General features: G+C 73.1%; 19 protein-coding genes and 1 pseudogene. 7 read left to right on the forward strand and 13 right to left on the reverse strand.

What is annotated here, in order from left to right; translation table 11 throughout:
- Positions 1–18 precede the first annotated feature (18 nt).
- Positions 19–981: a cyclase family protein gene (locus tag GV126_RS02355; RefSeq protein WP_159662234.1), complete on the reverse strand. Its 963-nt coding sequence runs from the start codon at positions 979–981 to the stop codon at positions 19–21.
- Complete coding sequence (locus GV126_RS02360; RefSeq protein WP_159662236.1) at positions 978–1,973, reverse strand: fumarylacetoacetate hydrolase family protein; 996 nt, start codon at positions 1,971–1,973, stop codon at positions 978–980. Before GV126_RS02360 ends, GV126_RS02355 begins: the two co-directional genes overlap by 4 nt.
- Positions 1,974–2,106: 133 nt before the next feature.
- Between GV126_RS02360 and GV126_RS35620 the strand changes: the two are divergent.
- Positions 2,107–2,887, forward strand: a pseudogene (locus tag GV126_RS35620) (LysR family transcriptional regulator); the annotation flags it as partial.
- Between the two features lie 173 nt (positions 2,888–3,060).
- Entirely contained in the window at positions 3,061–4,242 is a 1,182-nt protein-coding gene (locus tag GV126_RS35625) for an L-talarate/galactarate dehydratase (RefSeq protein ID WP_201299909.1), read from the forward strand.
- A gap of 74 nt (positions 4,243–4,316) precedes the next feature.
- Here the strand turns inward: GV126_RS35625 and GV126_RS02370 are convergent, their stop codons facing one another.
- The 3 genes from GV126_RS02370 to GV126_RS02380 form a co-directional block, all read right to left on the reverse strand.
- Positions 4,317–5,645 (reverse strand): enolase C-terminal domain-like protein, encoded by a 1,329-nt coding sequence (locus GV126_RS02370; protein WP_159662240.1) that lies wholly within the window; start codon positions 5,643–5,645, stop codon positions 4,317–4,319.
- An 89-nt stretch (positions 5,646–5,734) separates the two neighbouring features.
- A complete protein-coding gene (locus tag GV126_RS02375; protein WP_159662242.1) occupies positions 5,735–7,060 on the reverse strand; it encodes a gluconate:H+ symporter in 1,326 nt (441 codons plus the stop codon).
- A gap of 350 nt (positions 7,061–7,410) precedes the next feature.
- Positions 7,411–8,331 (reverse strand): LysR substrate-binding domain-containing protein, encoded by a 921-nt coding sequence (locus GV126_RS02380; protein WP_159673235.1) that lies wholly within the window; start codon positions 8,329–8,331, stop codon positions 7,411–7,413.
- Between the two features lie 223 nt (positions 8,332–8,554).
- Here GV126_RS02380 and kdgD point away from each other — a divergent pair, with 223 nt between their 5' ends.
- Positions 8,555–9,466 carry a 5-dehydro-4-deoxyglucarate dehydratase gene (gene kdgD, locus GV126_RS02385; protein WP_159662244.1) on the forward strand — a complete coding sequence of 304 codons (912 nt, stop codon included), beginning with the start codon at positions 8,555–8,557 and terminating at the stop codon, positions 9,464–9,466.
- Positions 9,467–9,549: 83 nt separating this feature from the next.
- Here kdgD and GV126_RS02390 read toward each other — a convergent pair whose 3' ends face one another.
- Together GV126_RS02390 and GV126_RS02395 are read right to left on the reverse strand one after the other, a co-directional pair.
- Positions 9,550–9,867, reverse strand: coding sequence for an alpha-amylase inhibitor (locus GV126_RS02390; protein WP_159662246.1), 318 nt, complete (start codon positions 9,865–9,867; stop codon positions 9,550–9,552).
- Between the two features lie 427 nt (positions 9,868–10,294).
- On the reverse strand, positions 10,295–10,846 hold the full coding sequence (locus tag GV126_RS02395) for a GNAT family N-acetyltransferase (RefSeq protein WP_159673237.1): 552 nt from the start codon (positions 10,844–10,846) through the stop codon (positions 10,295–10,297).
- Positions 10,847–11,326: 480 nt separating this feature from the next.
- Between GV126_RS02395 and GV126_RS02400 the strand changes: the two genes are divergently transcribed.
- Entirely contained in the window at positions 11,327–12,607 is a 1,281-nt protein-coding gene (locus GV126_RS02400) for a YeeE/YedE family protein (protein ID WP_159662248.1), read from the forward strand.
- Between the two features lie 76 nt (positions 12,608–12,683).
- On the opposite strand, the gene GV126_RS02405 is transcribed toward GV126_RS02400, so the two are convergent.
- Both GV126_RS02405 and GV126_RS02410 read right to left on the reverse strand, forming a co-directional pair.
- On the reverse strand, positions 12,684–13,334 hold the full coding sequence (locus tag GV126_RS02405; protein WP_328707321.1) for a class I SAM-dependent methyltransferase: 651 nt from the start codon (positions 13,332–13,334) through the stop codon (positions 12,684–12,686).
- 69 nt (positions 13,335–13,403) lie between these two features.
- Entirely contained in the window at positions 13,404–14,117 is a 714-nt protein-coding gene (locus GV126_RS02410) for a hypothetical protein (RefSeq protein WP_236569845.1), read from the reverse strand.
- A 231-nt stretch (positions 14,118–14,348) separates the two neighbouring features.
- Here GV126_RS02410 and GV126_RS35630 point away from each other — a divergent pair, with 231 nt between their 5' ends.
- Complete coding sequence (locus GV126_RS35630) at positions 14,349–14,489, forward strand: hypothetical protein (protein WP_201299791.1); 141 nt, start codon at positions 14,349–14,351, stop codon at positions 14,487–14,489.
- 106 nt (positions 14,490–14,595) lie between these two features.
- Here GV126_RS35630 and GV126_RS02415 read toward each other — a convergent pair whose 3' ends face one another.
- The 3 genes from GV126_RS02415 to GV126_RS02425 all read right to left on the reverse strand — a co-directional run bounded on the left by GV126_RS02415 (position 14,596) and on the right by GV126_RS02425 (position 17,937).
- Positions 14,596–15,750, reverse strand: a complete 1,155-nt coding sequence (locus tag GV126_RS02415) for a Gfo/Idh/MocA family protein (protein WP_159662250.1) — start codon at positions 15,748–15,750, stop codon at positions 14,596–14,598.
- Between the two features lie 8 nt (positions 15,751–15,758).
- Positions 15,759–17,345: a purine-cytosine permease family protein gene (locus tag GV126_RS02420; RefSeq protein ID WP_236569846.1), complete on the reverse strand. Its 1,587-nt coding sequence runs from the start codon at positions 17,343–17,345 to the stop codon at positions 15,759–15,761.
- Between the two features lie 166 nt (positions 17,346–17,511).
- A complete protein-coding gene (locus tag GV126_RS02425; protein WP_159673241.1) occupies positions 17,512–17,937 on the reverse strand; it encodes an ATP-binding protein in 426 nt (141 codons plus the stop codon).
- A 154-nt stretch (positions 17,938–18,091) separates the two neighbouring features.
- On the opposite strand from GV126_RS02425, the gene GV126_RS02430 reads away from it, so the two are divergent.
- Both GV126_RS02430 and glpK read left to right on the forward strand, forming a co-directional pair.
- Positions 18,092–18,859, forward strand: coding sequence for an IclR family transcriptional regulator (locus tag GV126_RS02430; RefSeq protein ID WP_159662252.1), 768 nt, complete (start codon positions 18,092–18,094; stop codon positions 18,857–18,859).
- 60 nt (positions 18,860–18,919) lie between these two features.
- Positions 18,920–20,437 carry a glycerol kinase GlpK gene (gene glpK / locus GV126_RS02435; RefSeq protein WP_159662254.1) on the forward strand — a complete coding sequence of 506 codons (1,518 nt, stop codon included), beginning with the start codon at positions 18,920–18,922 and terminating at the stop codon, positions 20,435–20,437.
- Between the two features lie 206 nt (positions 20,438–20,643).
- Here glpK and GV126_RS02440 read toward each other — a convergent pair whose 3' ends face one another.
- Positions 20,644–20,964 carry a DUF2795 domain-containing protein gene (locus tag GV126_RS02440; protein WP_159662256.1) on the reverse strand — a complete coding sequence of 107 codons (321 nt, stop codon included), beginning with the start codon at positions 20,962–20,964 and terminating at the stop codon, positions 20,644–20,646.
- Positions 20,965–21,004 lie beyond the last annotated feature (40 nt).

Below are 21,004 nucleotides of genomic sequence, written 5' to 3' on the forward strand. Positions count from 1 at the left end.
TTGGTTGTCCGACGCCGGTCACTTGACGGCGATCGGGTTGACGGGCGAGCCGACCGCGCCGGTGATCGGCAGGGGCGCGGCGGTCAGCCAGAACGCGTAGCGGCCGTCGTCCGCGCAGTCCCCCGCCAGCGCCTCCAGGTCCCACATCTCACCGATCAGCAGGCCCGTGTTGGGGATGGCGACCTGGTGCAGCGGCTGGAACGCGTGCTCGAACTCGTTGGGCCGCACCTCGAAGCCCCAGGTGTCGGTGGCGATCGCGGCGATCTCGGTGCGGTGCAGCCAGCCGGCGGTGGTGAAGGACAGGCCGGGGGCCGGGCCGCCGGCGTAGTCGCCCCAGCCCTCGCGGCGGGCCCGGGCGAGCTGCCCGGTGCGCACCAGCACGATGTCCCCGCGCTCGACGCACACCCCGTGCGCCTCGGCGGTCGCGCTCAGGTGCTCCTCGGTGATCGCGAACGCGTCCGGCAGCTCCCCGCCGTCGCCGATCACCCGGCCCACGTCCAGCAGCACCCCACGCCCGGCGACGTGCGGGGCCATGTGCTCGATACCGGTGACCAGGTCGCCGTCGGAGGTGACGACCTCCTGCGCGGGCCGCCCGTTCCAGGCCCTGCCGTGGTCGAAGATGTGCCCGAGCCCGTCCCACTGGGTGGAGCACTGCAACGGCATGGCGATCACGTCGTCGGCGCCGCCGATGCCGTGCGGGAAACCCTGGTTGCCGAGCGCGGCGTCGGTGCCGGTGTCCAGCATGGTGGGCACGGGGTGGGTGCGCCGCCGCCAGCCCTTCGGCGGTCCGTCCATGTCGAACCGCTGCGACAGCGAGAAGCTGACGCCCCGCCGGATCAGGGCCGCGCCCTGGCGGCGCTTGGCCTCGTCGAGGAAGTTGAGGGTGCCGAGCACGTCGTCCTCGCCCCACCGGCCCCAGTTGGAGTACGCCTTCGCGGCGCGCGCGATGGAGCCCTCCGGGTCGTGGCGGTCCAGGGTCACGCCGTCACCTCCGCCACGCACCGGGTGCGCTGCGTGCCCAGCCCCGTGATCGAGCCCTCCATCACGTCGCCGTCGCGCAGCAGCCGGCCCCAGTGCATGCCGTTGCCGGCGGGGCTGCCGGTGAGCACGAGGTCACCGGGCAGCAGCCGCGCGGTGGCGGAGGCGTAGGACACCATGCGGGCCACGTCGAAGATCATGTCCTTGGTGGACTCGTCCTGCATGGTCTCGCCGTTGAGCTTGAGGGTGACCCGCAGGTCGTCCGGGTTCGCGATCGACTCGGCGGGCACGATCCACGGGCCGAGCGGCGTGAAACCGGGGGCGTTCTTGCTGCGCAGCCAGTCCGTGCCGATCTGCGGCATGTCGCGGCGGAAGACGGTGGCCCGGTCGGTCAGGTCGTTGGCGATGGTGTATCCGGCGACGTACTCCAAAGCCTCCTCGACCGGCACCCGGTGGGCGGGCCGGCCGATCACGACCGCCAACTCCAGCTCCCAGTCCGGCTTCTTCGCCCAGGCGGGCAGCACGACGTCGTCGTACGGTCCCGTCAGGGCGCTCGGCAGGCCGATGAACATGTACGGCAGGTCCTCCGCCGCCCGCCGGTCCATGATCGCCGCGGCCTCGGCGCGCCGTTCGCTCTCGGGCCGCTCGTCGCCGGGGGCGCGGTGGGCCACGTGCAGGTCGATGACGTGCCGGCGGTAGTTGGCGCCGGACTGGAACACCTGACGGGGCGTGAGGGGTGCGTGCACCCGCAGGTCCGCCAGCGGTGTGCGGTCGGTGCCGGTGGCGGTCGCCAGCTCGTGCAGCCGCGGCCTCACCGTCTCCCAGCGCTCCAGCAGGCTCAGCACGGTCAACTGCTCGTCGCCGAGGGCGGCACGCAGGTCGACGGCCCGGCCGTCGGCGGTGACGAGGGCGGGAAAGGCGGGCCCGTCGGGGGCCGAGAGGGTGGCGAGGGCGAAGGGTCCGGCGAAGAGCGCGGACGCGGGTTCAGGTATCACGGGCGTGTCCTCCGGATTGCGGTGTGACTACTCTGGACCTCGCATTCGCGATCAGGGAAATAGATTCCGTGGATGAGCGGCATCCACCGCGTGGATTCCTCCCTGGTCGGCGCCGTACCGCAAGGGGAGTTTCGTGAACCTGGCCCGCCTCGACCTCAATCTCGTCGTCGCGCTGCGTGCCTTGCTGGAGGAGCGCAACGTCACCCGCGCGGGAGAGCGCGTCGGCCTCAGCCAGCCCGCGATGAGCGCCGCCCTGGCCCGGCTGCGCCGCCACTTCGACGACGACCTGCTCGCCCGCGTCGGCGGCCACTACGAGCTGACCGCGCTCGGCCAGGTCCTCCTGGACCGCACCGCGACCGCCTATGACGTGCTGGAGCGCCTCTTCGCCAGCCAGGCGGACTTCGATCCCGCCAAGGAGAGCCGCGAGTTCACACTCCTGGCGTCCGACTACGCCGTCGCCGTCTTCGGCACCGAACTCGCCCGCGTCGTGCACGAGGAGGCCCCCGGCATCCGGCTGCGCTTCACCCAGACCCCGCCGACCGTGGTCGACGACACCGCCACCCTGCTCAGCGCCAGCGACGGCCTGTTCATGCCGCACGGCGTCATCAGCGACTTCCCCGCCACCGACCTCTACGACGACCGCTGGGTGTTCCTCGTCGCCCGCGACCACCCCGGCGTCGGCGACCGCCTCACCCGGCGCGACCTGGCCCGGCTGCCCTGGGTGACCTACCAGCGCACCTACGACGCCCCGGCGGTGCGCCAGCTCGGCATGCTCGGCATCGAGCCCCGCGTCGAGGTCTCCGTCGACAGCTTCCAGCTGCTGCCCCTGCTGGTCGCCGGCACCCGGCGCATCGCGCTCCTCCAGGCCCGCCTGGCCCGGCTGCTGGCCCCCATCGCCGAGGTCCGGGTGGCCGGAACCGTCGCCTCCGTGGCGGCGACCGATGCCCATGTTGTATGGGGACATCCAAAAGTTGTGTTGGACGGAGATCATTTGGCGCGCGTAGCGTCGAAATCATTCGACAGGGCGGTCCCTCGTCGTCAGCCGCCCCTCGGTGGCAGGGGAGCGCCACAGGAGAGACGCACCATGGTGGTGACCACGACGAACACGACACCTCACGCCGCGCAGCCGGCGGGCGAAGCCGTCCTGGACCGGATCGCCTGGCTGCGCCTGTCCTCGGTCACGCTGCCGCTGGCCACGCCCATCAGTGACGCCAAGGTCTTCACCGGCCGTCAGAAGCCGATGACCGAGGTGGCCTTCCTCTTCGTGGAGATCGTCACCGAGCAGGGCCTGGAGGGCATCGGCTTCAGCTACTCCAAGCGCGCGGGGGGCCCCGGGCAGTTCGCCCACGCCAAGGAGATCGCGGACGAGCTCATCGGTGAGGACCCCAGCGACATCGGCAGGCTCTGGACCAAGCTGGTGTGGGCCGGCGCCTCGGTGGGCCGCAGCGGCCTGGCCACCCAGGCGATCGCCGCCTTCGACGTCGCGCTGTGGGACCTCAAGGCCAAGCGGGCCGGCCTGCCGCTGGCCAAACTGCTCGGCGCGCACCGGGACTCGGTGCGCTGCTACAACACCTCCGGCGGTTTCCTGCACACTCCCACCGAGCAGGTCCTCGACAACGCCACCGCCTCGCTCAGCAGCGGCATCGGCGGCATCAAGCTCAAGGTCGGGCACCCCGACGGCAGGTACGACCTGGCCCGTCTCACCGCCGTGCGCGAGCACATCGGCGACGACGTACCGCTCATGGTCGACGCCAACCAGCAGTGGGACCGCCCCACCGCCCAGCGCATGGGCCGGGCCATGGAGGAGTTCGGCCTGGTGTGGATCGAGGAGCCCCTGGACGCCTACGACGCCAAGGGGCACGCCGCGCTCGCCGCGTCCCTGGACACCCCCGTCGCCACCGGCGAGATGCTGGCCAGCGTCGCCGAGCACATGGAGCTGATCCGGCACGACGCCGCCGACGTCATCCAGCCCGACGCGCCCCGCATCGGCGGCATCACCCAGTTCCTGAAGCTCGCCGCCCTCGCCGAGCACCATCAGTTGCAGCTGGCGCCGCACTTCGCCATGGAGATCCACCTCCACCTGGCCGCCGCCTACCCGATCGAACCCTGGGTGGAGCACTTCGACTGGCTGGAACCGCTGTTCAACGAGCGGCTGGAGATCCGCGACGGCCGGATGCACCTCTCCTCCCGGCCCGGCCTCGGCTTCACCCTCAGCGACCAGGCCCGCGCCTGGACGGTCGCCGAGCACGAGGTGGGCGCCCGCCCCTGACGTCTCCTCTTCCGCACACCGTTGCGCCGGCCCGCCCCCCTCGGGGCGGGCCGGCGCCGTGTGCGGCCAGCCGCTCAGCGCACCAGGCAGGGCCGCTTGGGGTCGAACGTCCAGCCCGGGATCAGGTCCTGCATCGTCAGCGCGTCGTCACGGGCGCCGAGGGCCCGGCTCAGGTACAGCTCGTGGGCGGCGAGCAGCCGCTCCTCGTCGAGGGTGACGCCCAGGCCCGGCGCGTCCGGCAGGGCGACCTCGCCACCGACGATGCACAGCGGATCCTTCGTGAGCCGCTCCAGGCCCTCCTGCCAGATCCAGTGCGTGTCCAGGGCGTTGTACGGTCCGGGCGCCGCCGCGCCGCAGTGGGCGACCATGGCCAGGGAGATGTCGAAGTGGTTGTTGGAGTGGCATCCCCACGTCAGGCCCATCGCGTTGCACAGCTGGGCGACGCGCACCGAGCCCTGCATGGTCCAGAAGTGCGGGTCGGCGAGCGGGATGGACACCGACTGCAGGGCGAGCGCGTGGGTGAGCTGCCGCCAGTCGGTGGCGATCATGTTGGTGGCGGTGGGCAGTCCGGTGGCGCGGCGGAACTCGGCGAGTATCTCCCGCCCCGAGTAGCCGCCCTCGGCGCCGCAGGGGTCCTCGGCGTAGGCGAGGGTGCCCACCAGCGGCGTGCACAGCTCGACGGCCTCGCGCAGCGACCAGGCGCCGTTGGGGTCGAGGGGGATACGGGCGTCGGGGAAGCGCTCCTTGAGGGCGCGGACCGCGGCGACCTCCTCCCGGCCGGGCAGCACCCCGCCCTTGAGCTTGAAGTCCTTGAAGCCGTAGCGCCGTTCGGCGGCCTCGGCCAGGCGCACGATCGCCTCCGGGGTGAGCGCCTCCTCGTGGCGCAGCCGGTGCCAGTCGTCTTCGGCGTCCGGCTCGCGGACGTAGTCGCGGCCGGTGCGGTCGGGGTCGCCGACGTAGAACAGGTAGCCGAGGACGCGGACAGAGTCGCGCTGCTTGCCGTCGCCGAGCAGGGCGGCGACCGGCACGTCCAGGTGCTGGCCGAGCAGGTCCAGGAGGGCGGACTCCACGGCGGTGACGGCGTGCACGGTGGTGCGCAGGTCGAAGGTCTGGGCGCCGCGGCCGCCCGCGTCCCGGTCGCCGAAGCGGGCACCGATCTCGCGCAGCACCCGCTTGTAGTCGGCGACCGCGGCGCCGAGGACGAGGGGCGCGGCGTCCTGCAGCGTCCGGGTGATGGCCTCGCCGCCGGGGACCTCGCCCAGGCCGGTGCGCCCCTCGGAGTCGGTGAGGACGACGATGTTGCGGGTGAAGTAGGGGGCGTGGGCGCCGGAAAGGTTCAGCTCCATGCTGTCCCGGCCGGCGACCGGGTAGACGGCGAAGTCGGTGACGGTGGGGCGGCTCATAGGGGTGCTCCTTGGGTGGTGCGGTGCCGGGGGACACACGCCCGCGCCGCCGACGGCCGACGTACGGCCGCGGCGGCGCGGGCGCGGGTTCACAGGCCGGCGGCGTTGAGGGCGAGGACGCCGCCGAGGCCGAGGACGGCCAGGGCGGGGGTGTAGGGGGTGCGGGCCTTGATGGCGTCCAGCACCGACAGGGTGAAGTACTCCTTGAACATCCAGAAACCGGGGTCGTTGACGTGCGAGAAGGCGATCGACCCGCACGAGACGGCAAGGACCATCAGCTCGGGCGAGACCCCGCTGCCGGCGGCCAGCGGGTGGGCCACACCGGCGGCGGTGACGGCGGCGACCGTCGCGGAGCCGAGCGCCACCCGCAGGATCACCGCGATCAGCCAGGCGAGGATCAGCGGGGAGATGTCCCAGGAGGACGTGGTGTCCTTGATGTAGTCCGAGACGCCGCCGTCGGTGAGGACCTGCTTGAAGGCGCCGCCGGCGCCGATCACCAGCAGGATCATCGACATGGCCTGGGCGGCGGCGACGCAGGAGGAGGCCACCTCCTGCAGGGTGCGTCCGAGGCGCGGGCCGAAGGCCCAGCCGGCGAGGAACAGCGTGAGCAGAAGCGCGATGGGGGCGGAGCCGATGAACGTCACGAACGGCAGCGCGGGGTCGTCGTCGGGGACGCACATCTCGTAGACGGCGCCGCCGGCGATCAGCACCACCGGCACCAGCGCCACGGACAGCGCCCAGCCCAGGCCCGGCATCTCCTCCTCGGTGAACCGCCGGTCGGAGACCAGGCCCTGGGGGATCGGCGGGTCCATGCGCCGCACGAACGGCAGGCGCGGCCACACGAGGGCGATCAGCGCCGCGAACGGGATGGTGAACAGAAGTCCGATCGCCAGGGTCTTGCCGACGGACGCGTGGAAGGTGCCGACCACGGCGGTCGGGCCGGGGTGCGGCGGCAGGAAGCTGTGCATCGTCGACAGGGCGATCGACATCGGCAGGCCGATCCACAGCAGGCGGCTGCCGGTCCGCCGCACCAGCGTGAAGGCGACCGGCACGATGATGACGAAGGCCACCTCGTAGAACATGGTCACGCCGATGATCATGGACGTGACGACCATCGCGAGCTGCACCCAGCGTTCACCGAACGCGTCGACCAGGCTGTCCGCGATGCGCTGCGCGGCACCGCTGTCACCCATGACCCGGCCGATCATGGCGCCGAGCCCGATGGTGATCACCGAGTCGCCGAGCTGACCGCCGATGCCCTTGCTGAGGACATCGGGTATCTCGGCCATGGGTATGCCCTGCACCAGCGCCACCGCGACGGAGACGAACAGCAGGGCGACGAAGCCGTTGACCTTCAGCTTCGTCATGAGGAGGAGCAGAACCAGCACACTGATTCCGACGACAACAAGGGGCATGCGCTGTCCGTTTCTCCGTTGAACCGGGACAGGAGGTGGACATCTGACGGGCCGCCGGGTGATGACCAGGGGGGAAGAGGGGGAGCAGGACCGGGCCACGACGGCTGGGCAGAGACGTTAGACCCGGCAACGATGCCGGTCCATAACCAAATTTGTATCGACCGATACCCGATGTGCATCGTGGGGTGTTCGCCCGGGGACGGCCCGGCGGGTGACGGCGGCGGGCCGAAGGCTGAAGGCTCCGCGCGCGAGGCGCGGCACAGCCGCGCGGGTCGGCCGGGTCGGCTTCGGATCGGCGCGTCAGTGCGGGTCGGCGCGGGTCAGCGAGTCCGGGTGCGGGTCGGCGCAGGTCAGCGAGGGTCCGGGTGCGGTCGGCGCAGCGCGGCGCCGTCGGCGGCGATGCGGTCGAGGAGGGTGTGCAGGGCCGGGTTGTCGTTGCCCCGCCGCCAGGCCAGGGTCAGTTCGACCGGCTCCGGGTCGGGCAGCCGAACCGGACGGAAGACGACGGTGGCGTACCGCAGCTGGGCGGCCGCGGCCGGCACCAGCGCCACCCCCCACCCGCCGCCGACCAGGGCGAGGATGCTGTGCACCTGACTGAGGTACTGGGTGTAGACGGGCGCGACCCGCGCGGCGCTGAAGACGCTGACCACCAGGTCGTGGAAGTAGCGGGCCTCCACCGGCGAGTACATGATCAGCGGCTGGCCGTCGAACGCGGTGACCTCCAGCGCCCCCTCGCCCTCCGCCAGCGGATGGCCCACGGGCAGTGCGGCCAGCAGCGGTTCGCGCAGTGCAGAGCGCGTCTCCAGGTCGACGGCGGTGACCGGCGGGCGGACCAGGCCCAGATCGAGCCCGCCCTCGCGCAACTGCTCCACCTGGTCGCGGGTCACCATCTCCTTCAGCGTCACCTCCACCTCCGGCAGCGCCTCCCGGATCAGCTCCAGCAGCGCGCCCAGGACGGCGTACGCCCCGGCCGCGGTGAATCCCACGGCGAGGTTCCCCGCGCCGCCGGCCGCCACCCGGCGGGCCGACAGGGCCGCCGTCTCCGCCTGCTTGAGCAGGCGCCTGGCCTCCACCAGGAAGGCGCGGCCGGCCGGGGTCAGGCGCACCGTCCGGTTGGTCCGGTCGAACAGGCGCACCTGGAGGTCGTTCTCCAGAAGCTGGATCTGCCGGCTGAGCGGCGGCTGGGTCATCCGCAGCCGTTCCGCGGCCCGCCCGAAGTGCAGTTCCTCGGCGACGGCGACAAAGCCTGTGAGCTGGGCGAGCGTGAACATCGATGCCTTTCCTGTATCACTGCATCCAGTATTGGTGTTGGACATGGATCGGTGGAGGATCCTAGCGTCGGAGCACCCCCCGAACACCCGAATGCCCTTGAGCACCGACCGTCCCCGGATGCTCCCGAACGTCCTTGCCCGCACGCTCCCGAACGCCGTTGAGCACTTCCCGAGACCCTTTCGCACACCCTCTGACCACCCACCCGTGAGGAGTCCCACTGCCATGCACGCGCCCGAATCCGTCGCCCGGAAACTCGGTTCCGGGTTGCTGTCGTTCCCCGTCACGCACTTCCGTGACGATCTGTCCTTCGACGAGCCCGCCTACCGCGAGAACCTGGCCCGGCTCGCCCGCCACCGCGTCGCGGGTCTCTTCGCGGCCGGCGGCACCGGCGAGTTCTTCTCCCTGACCGCCGACGAGGTGGACACGGTGGTCCGCGCGGCCGTAGCCGAGGCCCCCGACGACACGCCGATCATCGCGCCCGCCGGATACGGCACCGCGACCGCCGTGGAGATGGCCCGGCGCGCCGAACGCGCCGGCGCCGACGGCCTGCTCCTCTTCCCGCCGTACCTCACCGAGGCCGGCCAGGAGGGCCTGGCCGCCCACGTCCGCGCGGTGTGCGCCGCCACGGGCCTCGGCGTGATCCTCTACAGCCGCGCCAACGCCGTCTATCAGCCCGGAACCGTCGCCGCCCTCGCCGAGTCCTGCCCCAACCTCGTCGGCTACAAGGACGGCGTGGGCGACCTGGAACTGATGACCCAGGTGCGCACCCTGCTCGGCGACCGCCTCACCTACATCGGCGGCCTGCCCACCGCCGAGACCTTCGCGCTGCCGTACCTGGAGATGGGCGTCACCACCTACTCCTCGGCGCTGTTCAACTTCCTGCCGGAGTACGCCCTCGACTTCTACGACGCCGTCCGCGCCCGCGACCGGGAGGGCGTCGCCCGCCGCCTGGCCGACTTCGTGCTGCCGTACTGCGCCATCCGGCGGCGCTCGGCCGGCTACGCCGTCAGCATCGTCAAGGCCGGCATGCGCGTCGTCGGGCGGCCCGCCGGGCCGGTGCGCCCGCCGCTGACCGACCTCACCGAGGCCGAACTCGCCGAGCTGGGCGCGCTGGTGGACAAAGCGACCTCGTGAGCACGGCCGACGGACGGACGGCGCGGCGGCCGGACGGGTGTGCGTCCGGCCGCCGCGCGTGCGTACCCGCGACCGAAGGGGCCTCAGCAGACGGCGGTCCGGTCGTACTCGCCGGTGATCCCCTCGTAGGTGTAGAGCTTGTCCGCCCCGGCCCGCAACGTGTAGCAGGGGCTGTCGGAGGCGTACTTGACGACGACCTTCACCCGCATGGTCTTGCCGCAGTTGTTGGTGAGCAGCACGTCGAAGCCGTTGACGGTGCCGGTCACGTACCGGCTGATGCAGGCCGGGGCGGTCCCGCCGGCCGCGGGCGCGGCGGGAGCGGCGGACGCCGCCGGGGCGGTGGCGGCGAGCGCACCGCCGAGGACCGCCGCGGTGACGACTGCGACACCTGTTGCACGCATACCCATGGTTCCTCCTGTGGTGGTCTGCTGGTCTGCTGCGCAGGGCAGGCACATCCGACGACGGCTGCGTCGTTCCTGACGGGTCGTCGGCGACTGCCTGCGGCATCAGCCTGCCCCCGGCGGGCAGCGGACCGAGCAGACTCCCGGACAAGTGGGGACGAGCGGGGATCCCACAGGGCCTGACCTGCGGGGACGTGCGCGACGCTGACGGCGGGGCGGGACGGGACCGCCGCCGGTGCGGGCCGCGCCGGAACCGGCGAGCGAGCGCCGGAACCCGCCGGGCCGGGGGCTCCGTCCCGAACCCCGGACAGCTCGGCACCACGGCCGTGCCCGATGCGCCCGCGGGTGCCGGCCGCGCGTCGTGACCGAGCGGCGGTGCGCGTGTGCGCGCTGTGACCCGGGCGGTGCGCGTGGCCCCTGCGCGCGGTCACCGCTCCAGGGCGTGCCATTCGGGGGCGAGCACCGCCCAGAGCTGCTCGTCGTAGCGCACCCCCTGGTACGGCCATGCCTGGCGGCGCACGCCCTCCAGGGTCATGCCGAGGCGCCGGGCGGCCGCCGCGCTGCGGCGGTTGTCGGCGCGGCAACGCCACTCGGCCCGGTGCAGTTGCCGGGTGGTGAACGCCCAGTCCAGCAACGCGCCGCACGCCTGCGTGACCAGTCCGCGGCCCTCGGCGGCCGGCTCCAGCCAGCAGCCCAGCTCGCACGAGCCGGCAGCGGCGTCGAAACCGGTGAACATCACGCCGCCGACCAGCGCGTCGTCCCGCCAGATGCCGTAGAGGTGGGCTGCGTCGTCGGCCCTGCGCTCGGCGTACCGTCTGAGCGTCGCCCGCGCCGCGTCCGCACCGTCGGTGACGAACGCGGGCCCCACCCAGGGGCGGATGTGCTCGCGAGCCCGGTCGAGGTGGGCGGCGAACTCCTCGGCGTGCCAGACCTCCAGCGGACCGAGTCGGGCACCGTCGTGCAGCGACAGCGAGAACATCGAGGCCTCCCCCTTGGAATGTGCGAGCGCCACGGCAACGTACCGGACGGCGCGCCCCCGGCCGAACGGAGTCCGGGCCGCCGGCCCGTGCCCGGACGAATGATGAGACAACCCTCTCGCCATGCGAGATGCCTGTACGCTGCACCCTCATCTCGTCGTAGGCTTCCGGGCATGTTCGGACCTGCCCGCGGCCTCGTCCTGGTGCTCTTCGCCGCCACGTGCTGGAGCGTCGACGACGCGCTCTGTCGTCGCTGAAGCGAGCCGGGGCCTCACCGTGCCCCGCCCTCCGAGCCAGGTCCGAGCCCCGTCCGAGGGGCACCGGATCGTCCGGCACTCGACCCTCCGGCACCCGACCGTTCGGCGGCCGGACCGTCCGGCACCGGACCGCCCCGCTCCGGAGGTCTTCGCGTTCACCCGTCCGCCTGTCCGTCCGTCCGACCGCTCGACCGTCCGACGCCGTCGTCCGTCCCCGGAGATCCCGTGACCACCGCCCCGCCCACGGGCACGCCCTTCCGCGCTGCCCTCCGCACCCCTGCCCCCACCAGTCGCCCGGCACCCGAGGCACCCGCCGCGCCCGCCGTCCGGCGCCTGCCGCTGGCCGTCGCCGCCCTCGTGGGCGCGGTCCTGACCGCGTACGTCTTCGCCGCGCACGGCGCCCGACCCGGCGTGCTCCTGCTGCTGGGGCTGGGGCTCGGCTTCGCCCTGTTCCACTCCCGCTTCGGCTTCACCTCGGCCTGGCGGCAGCTCGTCGCCGTCGGCAACGGCACCGGTCTGCGCGCCCACGCCCTCCTGCTGGGCACCACCGCCACGCTCTTCGCCCTGATCATCGGCACCGGCACCGGTCTGTTCGGCTCGGTGCCCGCGCCCAGCGGCGGCCCCCTCGGCGTCGGCCTGATCGTCGGCTCCTTCGTCTTCGCCGTCGGCATGCAGCTCGGCGGCGCCTGCGCCTCCGGCACCCTGTATTCCGTCGGCTCCGGGCACGGCGCGGTCCTGCTCACCCTGATCGGGTTCGTCGTCGGCTCCACCCTGGCGGCCTGGCAGTACGGGCTGTGGAGCGACCTGCCCGCCCTCGACCCGTACGTGCTGTCCGACCACATCGGCTGGTTCGGCTCGTGGCTGGTCACGATGGCCGCGCTGGCCGTGATCTGGTGGGTGGCCCGCCGGGTGCAGGCCCGGCGCAACCCGCCGCCGGTGTCCACCCCGCCCTCCGCACGCGGCGCCCTGGCCCGTACCGTCCGCGGCTCCTGGCCGCTGGCCGTCGGTGCCGTGGCCTTGTCGGTGCTGGGCGCCGGGGTGCTGCTCGTCTCCGGCGGGGCGTGGGGCGTCACCAGTGCCTTCGCGCTGTGGGGAGCGAAGATCGCCGGGCATCTGGGGGCTTCGCCGCAGACGTGGGAGTTCTGGCAGCAGCCGGCCAGTGCCGCGCAGCTGGCCGGGCCGGTGCTCGCGGACAAGACCAGCCTCACCGACATCGGCGTCATGGTCGGTGCCGCGCTCGCCGCCTCGGCGGGCGGGGTGTGGACCCTGCACCGGTCGATCCCGTGGCGCACGGCCGTCGCCTCCGTGGCGGGCGGCATCCTGATGGGCGTCGGCGCCCGGATGGCCGGTGGCTGCAACATCGGCGCCTACCTGGCGGGCATCGCCTCCGGGTCGCTGCACGGGGGGATCTGGGGCGCGTGCGCGCTGCTCGGTACGTGGGCGGGGCTGCGGCTGCGCCCGCTGTTCGGCCTGGGCAACCCGAAGCCGACGGACAGCGTCTGCTGAGGACACCGCCGCGGGGTCCGCTGAAGGACACGGCTGCGGGCGGCGGCAGGCAGCCGACGAGGTCCGAACCGTCGGGTCACCCGGGGCTGCGTCGGCAGTGGAGGAAGAGGTGCGGCTCAGGTGCGGCCTCAGGGGCGGCGGGGGTGAACATCAGGGTCTGCCGGGAGACCACCGTGAGCCCCGCGGAGGCGACCATGTCGGCGAAGTCCTCGGCGGCGAAGCTGGTCACCCGCACCGGCCGGCCCAGAAAGACCCCTGCGGCGTCCTCCACGTCCAGCGGTACGGTGGCCAGCACCACGCTGCCGGACGGCTTCACGGCCCGCGCCAGACGCCGCACGACGTCCTTCTGGTCGCGGCGCGACATCTGCAACAGGGCGAAGTAGACGCAGACCGCGTCGAAGGAGCCGTCCTCGAGCGGCAGGTCGCGGATGTCGGCGCACCGGAAGACGGCCTCGGGCACCTGCCGTGTCGCCAGCTCGACCATGACCGGTGAGACGTCGACGCCCAGCACCTCGTGCCCCGCCGCGGCGAGAGTGGCAGCGGTGGGCCGCCCCGTCCCGCACCCCACGTCCAGCACCCGGCTATGCGGCCCGAGTTGCTCCGACAGCCAGGCCAACGACGCCCGGTGGGCCGCGGAATGGGCGAAGGCCTGCTCGTACTTCATGCCCAGGGCGTCGAAGACGGCCGCCGCCTGCGACCGCTCGTTCCGCTCGTTCCGCTCGTGCACGGTGCTCCTCCTCCAGGACGTCGTCACGTGCTTCTGCAACGGGACGTCTTCCGCTACGGGCGTCTTTTGCTACGGGACGTCTTTACGGCGGAACCAGCCGCGACGGCGCGGGGGCGTCGCCGCCGGGCCCGGGTGCGGCGGGGGAGCGGTCGCCGGGCCCGGCGGCGGGGGAGTGGGACCGGCGAAGGGCGGCAGGCTCTTGAACTGCTCGTGCAGGGTGACGGTCGGCCCGAGGCGGTGCAGCGCCGCGCGTACCAGGGTGAGCGGGTGGTCGGGGAACCGCGGGTCCCACTGCTCCAGGTCGGCCACGTGGTAGGGCAGCCCGCCGAGCCGGTCGCCACCGGCGTAGGGGCGGGGCCGGAAGTAGGCGGCGGGGCCCACCTCCTGCATGACCAGGGCCTCCCGCAGCCCGGTCGGCGCGCCCTCCGCGGCCTGTACCTTCACGACGGTGCTGCAGCGGTCCTTGGGCAGGGTCCAGCTGCCGAGGAAGGCCTGTCCCTGCCTGCTCCGCAGCGGCATCTTGATCAGCTGGCGCAGCGCCGGGACCCCGTCCAGGCTCTCCACCGCCGCCTCGACGAGGCCGCCCCCGGACGCCGCGACGCCCCGTGTCGTCGCGTGGCGCAGCCGCTCCACCTCGTGCAGCGGCGCCGGCAGGTCCGGGACGAGGGGGAAGAAGTGCACCGACAGGAGGAGCCCCGCCGGGTCGGCCCACACGCCGGGTTCCTGTTCGGTGAAGCCGGTGAGGTCCAGGCCGGTGACGGGGGTCCGGGCGAGCGTGGTCATGCCGGCCATCATGCCCGGTCGGGACGGGCCGCGTCCGCCCCTTCACCGGGATCGCGTCCGGCCCCGACCGGGATCGTGTGTCAGGCCCTCACTGGGGTCGCGTCCGGCCCTGACCGGGATCGTGTCCGGCCCATGCCGGTGCCCGGCTCGCCCGACGTGCGAGGTACGCCATTCGGCGGCATCCTGGATGCGGCCCAGACAGGTGCCACAGACCGACCTTTGGGAGGTGCTGTGATCCTGCTCGCGCTGCTCGTGCCGGCCCTGGCGATGGGGCTTCTTTTCGGCACGACCGCACTGGAAGAGTTCCTCTTCCCCCGTCCCGCCGCCGACGACAGCCCGGACGCGCAAGCCGACCGGACCACCGACCTCTGACCCGCTCATGGAGCGGGCCAGGGACTGCAGCGCCGGGTGGTCCAGCGGGGTCAGGCAGGGGCGGGGGGGCGCGCCGAAGGCGGGCTCGGGCCGGGGGCCGGGAGGTTCAGGCCGGGCTCACCCAGGCGCGTCGCTCGGCGGACAGCGCCATCGCGTCCAGCGCGGTCGCGGCCGCCACGGCGTCCTCGAGCGTCGCGCCGTGGGGTGTGCCCTCCACGATCGAGCGCACGAAGTGGTGCGCCTCGACGACCTTCAGGTCGTCGTAGCCCATCGCGTTGGCCGCGCCCGGCTGGAACGCGCCGTACGCGCCGTGCCCCGGCCCGACGTGGACGGTGCTGACCGGCTGGTCCTGGTAGGCGGTGCCGCGGCTGACGCCCAGCTCGCCCATGCGGCGGAAGTCCCAGAACAGCGCGCCGCGCGTGCCGTGGATCTCGAAGCCGTAGGCGTTCTGCTCGCCGACCGACACCCGGCACGCCTCCAGCACACCGCGGGCGCCGCACGTGAAGCGCAGCAGGCAGCCGACGTAGTCGTCGTTCTCGACCGGTCCGGGTGTGCCGCCCGCGGCGCGGGCGTGCCCGGCGGTGGCGCCCGCGGGGCGGGCCCGTTCGGGCACGAACACGGCGGTGTCGGCGGCCAGCGACTCGATGTCGCCGAGCAGGTACCGGGCCAGGTCCACCCCGTGCGAGGCCAGGTCCCCGAGCACCCCGCTGCCGCCCCGCGCCCGCTCGTAGCGCCAGGTCAGCGCGGACTCGGGGTGGGCGGCGTAGTCGCTGAACAGCCGGATGCGCACATGGGTGACGGTGCCGATGTCACCGGCGGCGATCATCTCGCGGGCGGCGACGACGGCGGGCGCGTTGCGGTAGTTGAAACCGACCGTGCCCCGCACACCCGCCGCGGCGGCGGCCCGGGCGACCGCCCGGGCGTCGGCGGCGGTGAGCCCCACCGGCTTCTCGATCCACAGGTGTTTGCCGGCCTCGGCCATCGCGACGCCGATCTCGCGGTGCAGGAAGTTGGGCGCGGTGACGCTGACCGCCTGCACCTCGGGGTCGGCGACGATCTCCCGCCAGTCGGCGGTGGCGCGCTCGAAGCCGTACCGCTCGGCGGCCTCGGCCGCCCGGCCGGGCACCTCGTCGGCCACCACGACCAGGCGCGGTCGCACCGGCGGCTGCGGGAAGTGGTGCGGCAGGCGGGCGTACGCCTGGGGGTGCACCCGTCCCATCCAGCCGAAACCCACGACGGCGACGCCGAGCGTATCCACCATGACAGCCCTCAGCCCCTTCTCCCGGCGCCCTTCCCTCGGCCCACCCGGCTCCCTCGGGCCGCTCCACCACCGGAACGGCCCTCACCATGGGCGGTCGCCGACGCAGGTGTCAACCGTGGGAGGCGGCGGGCCGTCCGCGCCGCCGTCACGGCTCCCGGTGCTCGTGCGCCGCCCGCTCCAGTGCGGCCGCCTCCGCCTCGGCCAGCCGCTGCTCGGCCGCCACGTCGATGGACCGGGTCAGCCACCAGTACAGCAGCGCCGAGACGGGCAGTCCGACGAACAGGGAGATGTCGGCGCCGCCCAGCGCCCGCGGCGGGCCCGACGAAGAGACGGCCGACGGAGAAGAACGGCACCATGGCCGCGAACCCGGCCAGGTAGGAGGTGATGCCCTGCCATCCCCAGCGCCCGTAGACGCCGTGCGGGTCGAAGATCTCGGCGATGGCGTAGTGGCCGCGGCGCACCACGTAGTAGTCGGTCAGGTTGACCGCGGTCCACGGGATGAACAGGTAGAGCACCAGCAGCAGGAAGTCGTTGAAGTTCCGCAGGAAGTCCGAGGTCGCGGCCAGTGCGCCGAGCAGGGAGAGCACCGCCGTCAGCCCGAGGGTGACCAGGCGGACGGCGAGGGTGGGGCGGACCCTGCGGAAGGAGTCGATGGCGCTGATCAGCGTGAGCGAGCCGCCGTACAGGTTGAGCGCCGTGACCGACACCAGGCCCAGCGCGGCGAACAGCAGCACGACCGCGCCGAACCCGGTGAACACGGTGTCACCGGCCGCGTCGATCGACCGGATCGTGTCGAAGTCCTGGCCGGCCCAGGCGGCGAGCAGCGTGCCGAGCACCATCAGCCAGATGCCGCCGAGCGCCGAGCCGAAGTAGGTCCAGTAGAACGTCTTGCGCACGGTGACGTCCGGGGGCAGGTAGCGCGAGTAGTCCGAGACGTAGATGGCCCAGCTGATCTGGTAGCCGGCCACCACGCCGAACTGGGCCAGGAACGGCGTGAGCCGGAACGCGCCCAGGTCGAAGGAGCCCGCCGGGTAGTGCAGGTTCACCAGCACACCCACGGTGAAGATCCCGAAGACGATCAGGAAGGTGTACGTCAGGATCCGCTCGGCCCGGTGGATGACGTCGTACCCGACGAGCGCCACGACCAGTGCGACGGCGGTGACCACGACGACCCACGGCTTGACGCCGCCGTGCAGCGTGGTGTGCAGGGCCTGCCCGGCGAGGATGGTGTTGAAGACGTTGAAGCCCGCGTACTGCACATACGCGAACAGCCACACCAGCAGGGCGCCGAGGTAGCCGAACTGCGGCCGGGACTGGATCATCTGCGGCAGCCCGAGCTGGGGGCCCTGGGCCGAGTGGAAGGCCATGAAGAAGGTGCCGATGACGGTGCCCGCCACGATGGCCAGCAGGGACCAGAGAAGATTGCCGCCCTCGGTGATGCTGATCAGGCCGACGGCCAGGGTGGCGATCTGCGCGTTCGACATGAACCACAGCGGGCCCAGGTGCCACAGCTTGCCGTGCCGCTCGTCCAGGGGCACGTAGTCGATGGACCGGATCTCCAGACCCGGCCGGCGCGGCTCGGCCGATGTGCTCACGGTGCCTCCCGCAGGGTGCCTCCCGAGGCCGGCGCGCAGCCTCCCGAAGGGGGCGGCCGCAAGACCGATGCGCCTCAGTGGCCACAGTGGAGCCGCCACCGCCGCCGGTCAAGCCGGGCGGCCGTGCGCCGCTCGCGGCCGGCGCGGGCGCGGGCCGGGCTCGGCCTCAGCCCGCGAGCACCTGCGCCCAGCGACTGGTGCCGGCGCGGTCCGCGCGCAGCCCGCAGCGGGCCGACAGCACCGTGACGATGCCCAGGCCGCGGCCGTGCTCGTCCGGGTCGGGAGCGCACTGCGGCCCGGGCGGCGCCGTGGGTCCGCCGTCGGTCACCTCCACATGGACGGCTCGGCGGCCGTCCACCGACAGCCGCCACAGCCGCAGCGTGGCCGGCGGCCGGGCGTGCACGAGCGCGTTGGTGACCAGCTCCGACACCACCAGCAGCACGTCGTCGGCGGCCTCCGCGGGCACGTTCCAGCCACTGAGGACCGCCCTCACCCGGCCGCGCACGGCCGAGACGGTCCCCGGCGTGTGCGGCAGCGGGAAGGCATGGCGGACCTCCCGCTGGGGCGCGGCTTGAAGCTGCGCGACGGACATCATGGTGTCCCCTCTTCCTCCGGGCGGCGCTGCCGACCGGGAGCCGGGCGCAGACAAAGCACGCTAAAGAACGACGGCGTGTGCGGTCAACGCGCAGCGGTCGGCATTGCCGAACGGCAGTCCCCATCGGGGCAAACCGGGCTAATATCGGCGCATGGCCGGACCCGTCCAGTCGATCGAGCGCGCGGCGGCGATCCTGCGCCTGCTCGCCGGCGGTCCCCGCAGGCTGGGGCTCGGCGAGGTCGCCTCGTCCCTCGGCCTGGCCAAGGGCACCGCCCACGGCATCCTGCGCACGTTGCAGCACGTGGACTTCGTCGAGCAGGACGAGACCACCGGGAAGTACCAGCTCGGGGCGGCCCTGCTGCACCTGGGCACCAGCTACCTCGACGTCAACGAACTGCGCTCGCGCTCCCTGAACTGGGCCGACGCGCTGGCCGCCCGCAGCGGCGAGGCCGTCCGCCTGGGCACACCCCTGGAAGGCAAGGTTCTCGTCGTCCACCACGTCTTCCGGCCCGACGACACCCTGCAGACCCTGGACGTCGGCGCGCTGCTGCCGCTGCACGCCTCCTCCATGGGCAAGGTCCTGCTCGCCTTCGGCACCGCCGCCCCGGAGACCGGGCCGGGCGGGGAGCTGGAGGCGTACACCCGCCACACCCTGGTCACCCGGGAGGACCTGGACCGGGCGCTGGCGGAGATCCGCGAGCAGGGCTGGGGCGCGGAGGTGCAGGAGATGAGCCTGGGGGAGGCCGGGATCGCCGCCCCGATCCGCGGGCACGGGGGCCTCGTGGTGGGCGCGATCGCCCTGTCCGGCCCGCCCGAGCGGATCTGCGACCCGAAAGGACGGCCGCAACCGGCGCTGATCGGACTGCTCCGGGAGGCCGCACGGGCGATCTCCCGAGACCTGGGGGCGGCCCGCTGGTAGATCCCCGGTACCTGTCCACCTGCTCCCCCTGCGTCACGCACCGGAAGGCGGGCCCGAAGAATGGCTGAGCGGTATGTGATGTCCATCGACCAGGGCACCACGTCCACCCGATGCATCCTGTTCGACCGGCGTGGGCGGCTGTGCGCGGTCGCCCAGCGGGAGCACCAGCAGTACTTCCCCCGCCCCGGCTGGGTCGAGCACGACGCGGTGGAGATCTGGCGCAACGTCCGGCGCATCGTCCCCGAGGCGATGGCGCACGCGGGCGTGGACGCCGGGGACATCGCCGCCGTCGGGATCGCCAACCAGCGGGAGACCACCGTGCTGTGGGACCGGCGGACCGGCCTGCCGCTGGGCCGCGCGATCGTCTGGCAGGACACCCGCACCGCACCTCTCGTCGACGCGCTCAGGGACCGCCCCGGCGACGAGTTCTTCCTGGACCGCTGCGGCCTGCCGCCCTCCACCTACTTCTCCGCCCTGCGCATCCGCTGGCTGTTCGACCACGTGGAGGGCCTGGAGGAGCGCGCCCGGGACGGCGAGGTGCTCTTCGGCACGATGGAGAGCTGGCTGATCTACAACCTCACCGGCGGCACCGACGGCGGCCTGCACATCACCGACCCCACCAACGCCAGCCGCACCATGCTCGTCAACCTCCGCACCCTGACCTGGGACGCGGAGCTGCTGGCCTTCTTCGGCGTGCCGCGCCCGCTGCTGCCCGAGATCCGTTCCTCGGCCGAGAGCTACGGCGAGGCCCGTGCGCTGCTCCCGGGCGTGCGCATCACCGCCGCCCTCGGCGACCAGCAGGCGGCGCTGTTCGGCCAGACCTGCTTCTCGCCCGGCGAGGCCAAGTGCACCTACGGCACCGGCAGCTTCCTGCTGATGAACACCGGCACCGACCTGGTGCGCTCCCACAACGGCCTGCTCACCACCGTCGCCTACAAGATCGCGGGCGAGCCCACGGTGTACGCCCTGGAAGGGCCGATGGCCGTCACCGGCTCGCTGGTGCAGTGGTTCCGCGACCGGCTCGGCCTGATCAGCACCGCGCCGGAGATCGAGACCCTGGCGCGCACCGTGGAGGACAACGGCGGCTGCTACATCGTGCCCGCCTTCTCCGGCCTGTTCGCCCCGCACTGGCGCAGCGACGCCCGCGGTGTCGTCGTCGGCCTGACCTCCTACATCACCAAGGGCCACCTGGCCCGGGCCGTGCTGGAGGCGACGGCCTGGCAGACCCGGGAGGTCGTCGACGCCATGAACGCCGACTGCGGGCTGGCCCTGCGCCAGCTGAAGGTGGACGGCGGCATGACCTCGGACAACCTGCTGATGCAGCTGCTCGCCGACGTGCTCGACGTGCCCGTCGTACGGCCCCTGGTGGCCGAGACGGTCTCCCTGGGCGCGGCCTACGCCGCCGGGCTCGCCGTCGACTACTGGGCGGACCTGGAGGTGCTGCGCCGCAACTGGCACCGGGCCGCCCAGTGGCTGCCCGCCATGGACCCGCGGCGGCGCGAGGAGGAGTACGAGAGCTGGCAGCGGGCCGTCGAACGGTCCCTGGGCTGGGTCCGTCCGCCCCAGCCGCCCGGCTGAGCGGGACCGCCTCCCCGGGCGGCCCGCCACCTCCTCCGGGCGGCCCAGCGGCCCGGGGACAGGTGCCGTCCGGGCGCATCGGCTCGGGGAGCGGTGGTTACTCAGAGCGCGAGGGGTTCGGAAGTGTGCCCCCCGGGGGCTCTCCGCGCCACGGTCGCGGGGGGCCCGCCGCATGCGGCGGGCCCCGGCACGGGCACGGCCGCGCCTCAGCGGTCCAGCTCCTCCTCCACCGGCGGCTTCGGTACCTCGCGCAGATGCTGGGACTGCCCCGGCCGGCCGCCCGCACGGGCCTGCTCCGCCTGCTGCGCGGGGCTCAGGCCGAGGTCGGAGTCGGCGGCCGTGCGCACCGACCGGGCCACCTCCTCGCGGTTGGCGTACTGCTCGGGCGGGATCCCGCGCAGCGCCTTGACGACCTCCTGCGGGGCTCCGGACCGGCTCGCGGCCTGCACCAGGTCGTCCTTGCCGGCCGGGAAGTCGACGTCCTTGACGGCCTTCACCACGTCCTGCGCGCTCGTCCTGTGGGCCATGACTCCTTCTCCCTCTCCGGACTGCCAGGACGTCCCGGGT

The sequence above is a fragment of the Streptomyces mexicanus genome, assembly GCF_902506575.1.
In the GTDB taxonomy this organism is placed as follows: Bacteria; Actinomycetota; Actinomycetes; order Streptomycetales; family Streptomycetaceae; genus Streptomyces; species Streptomyces mexicanus.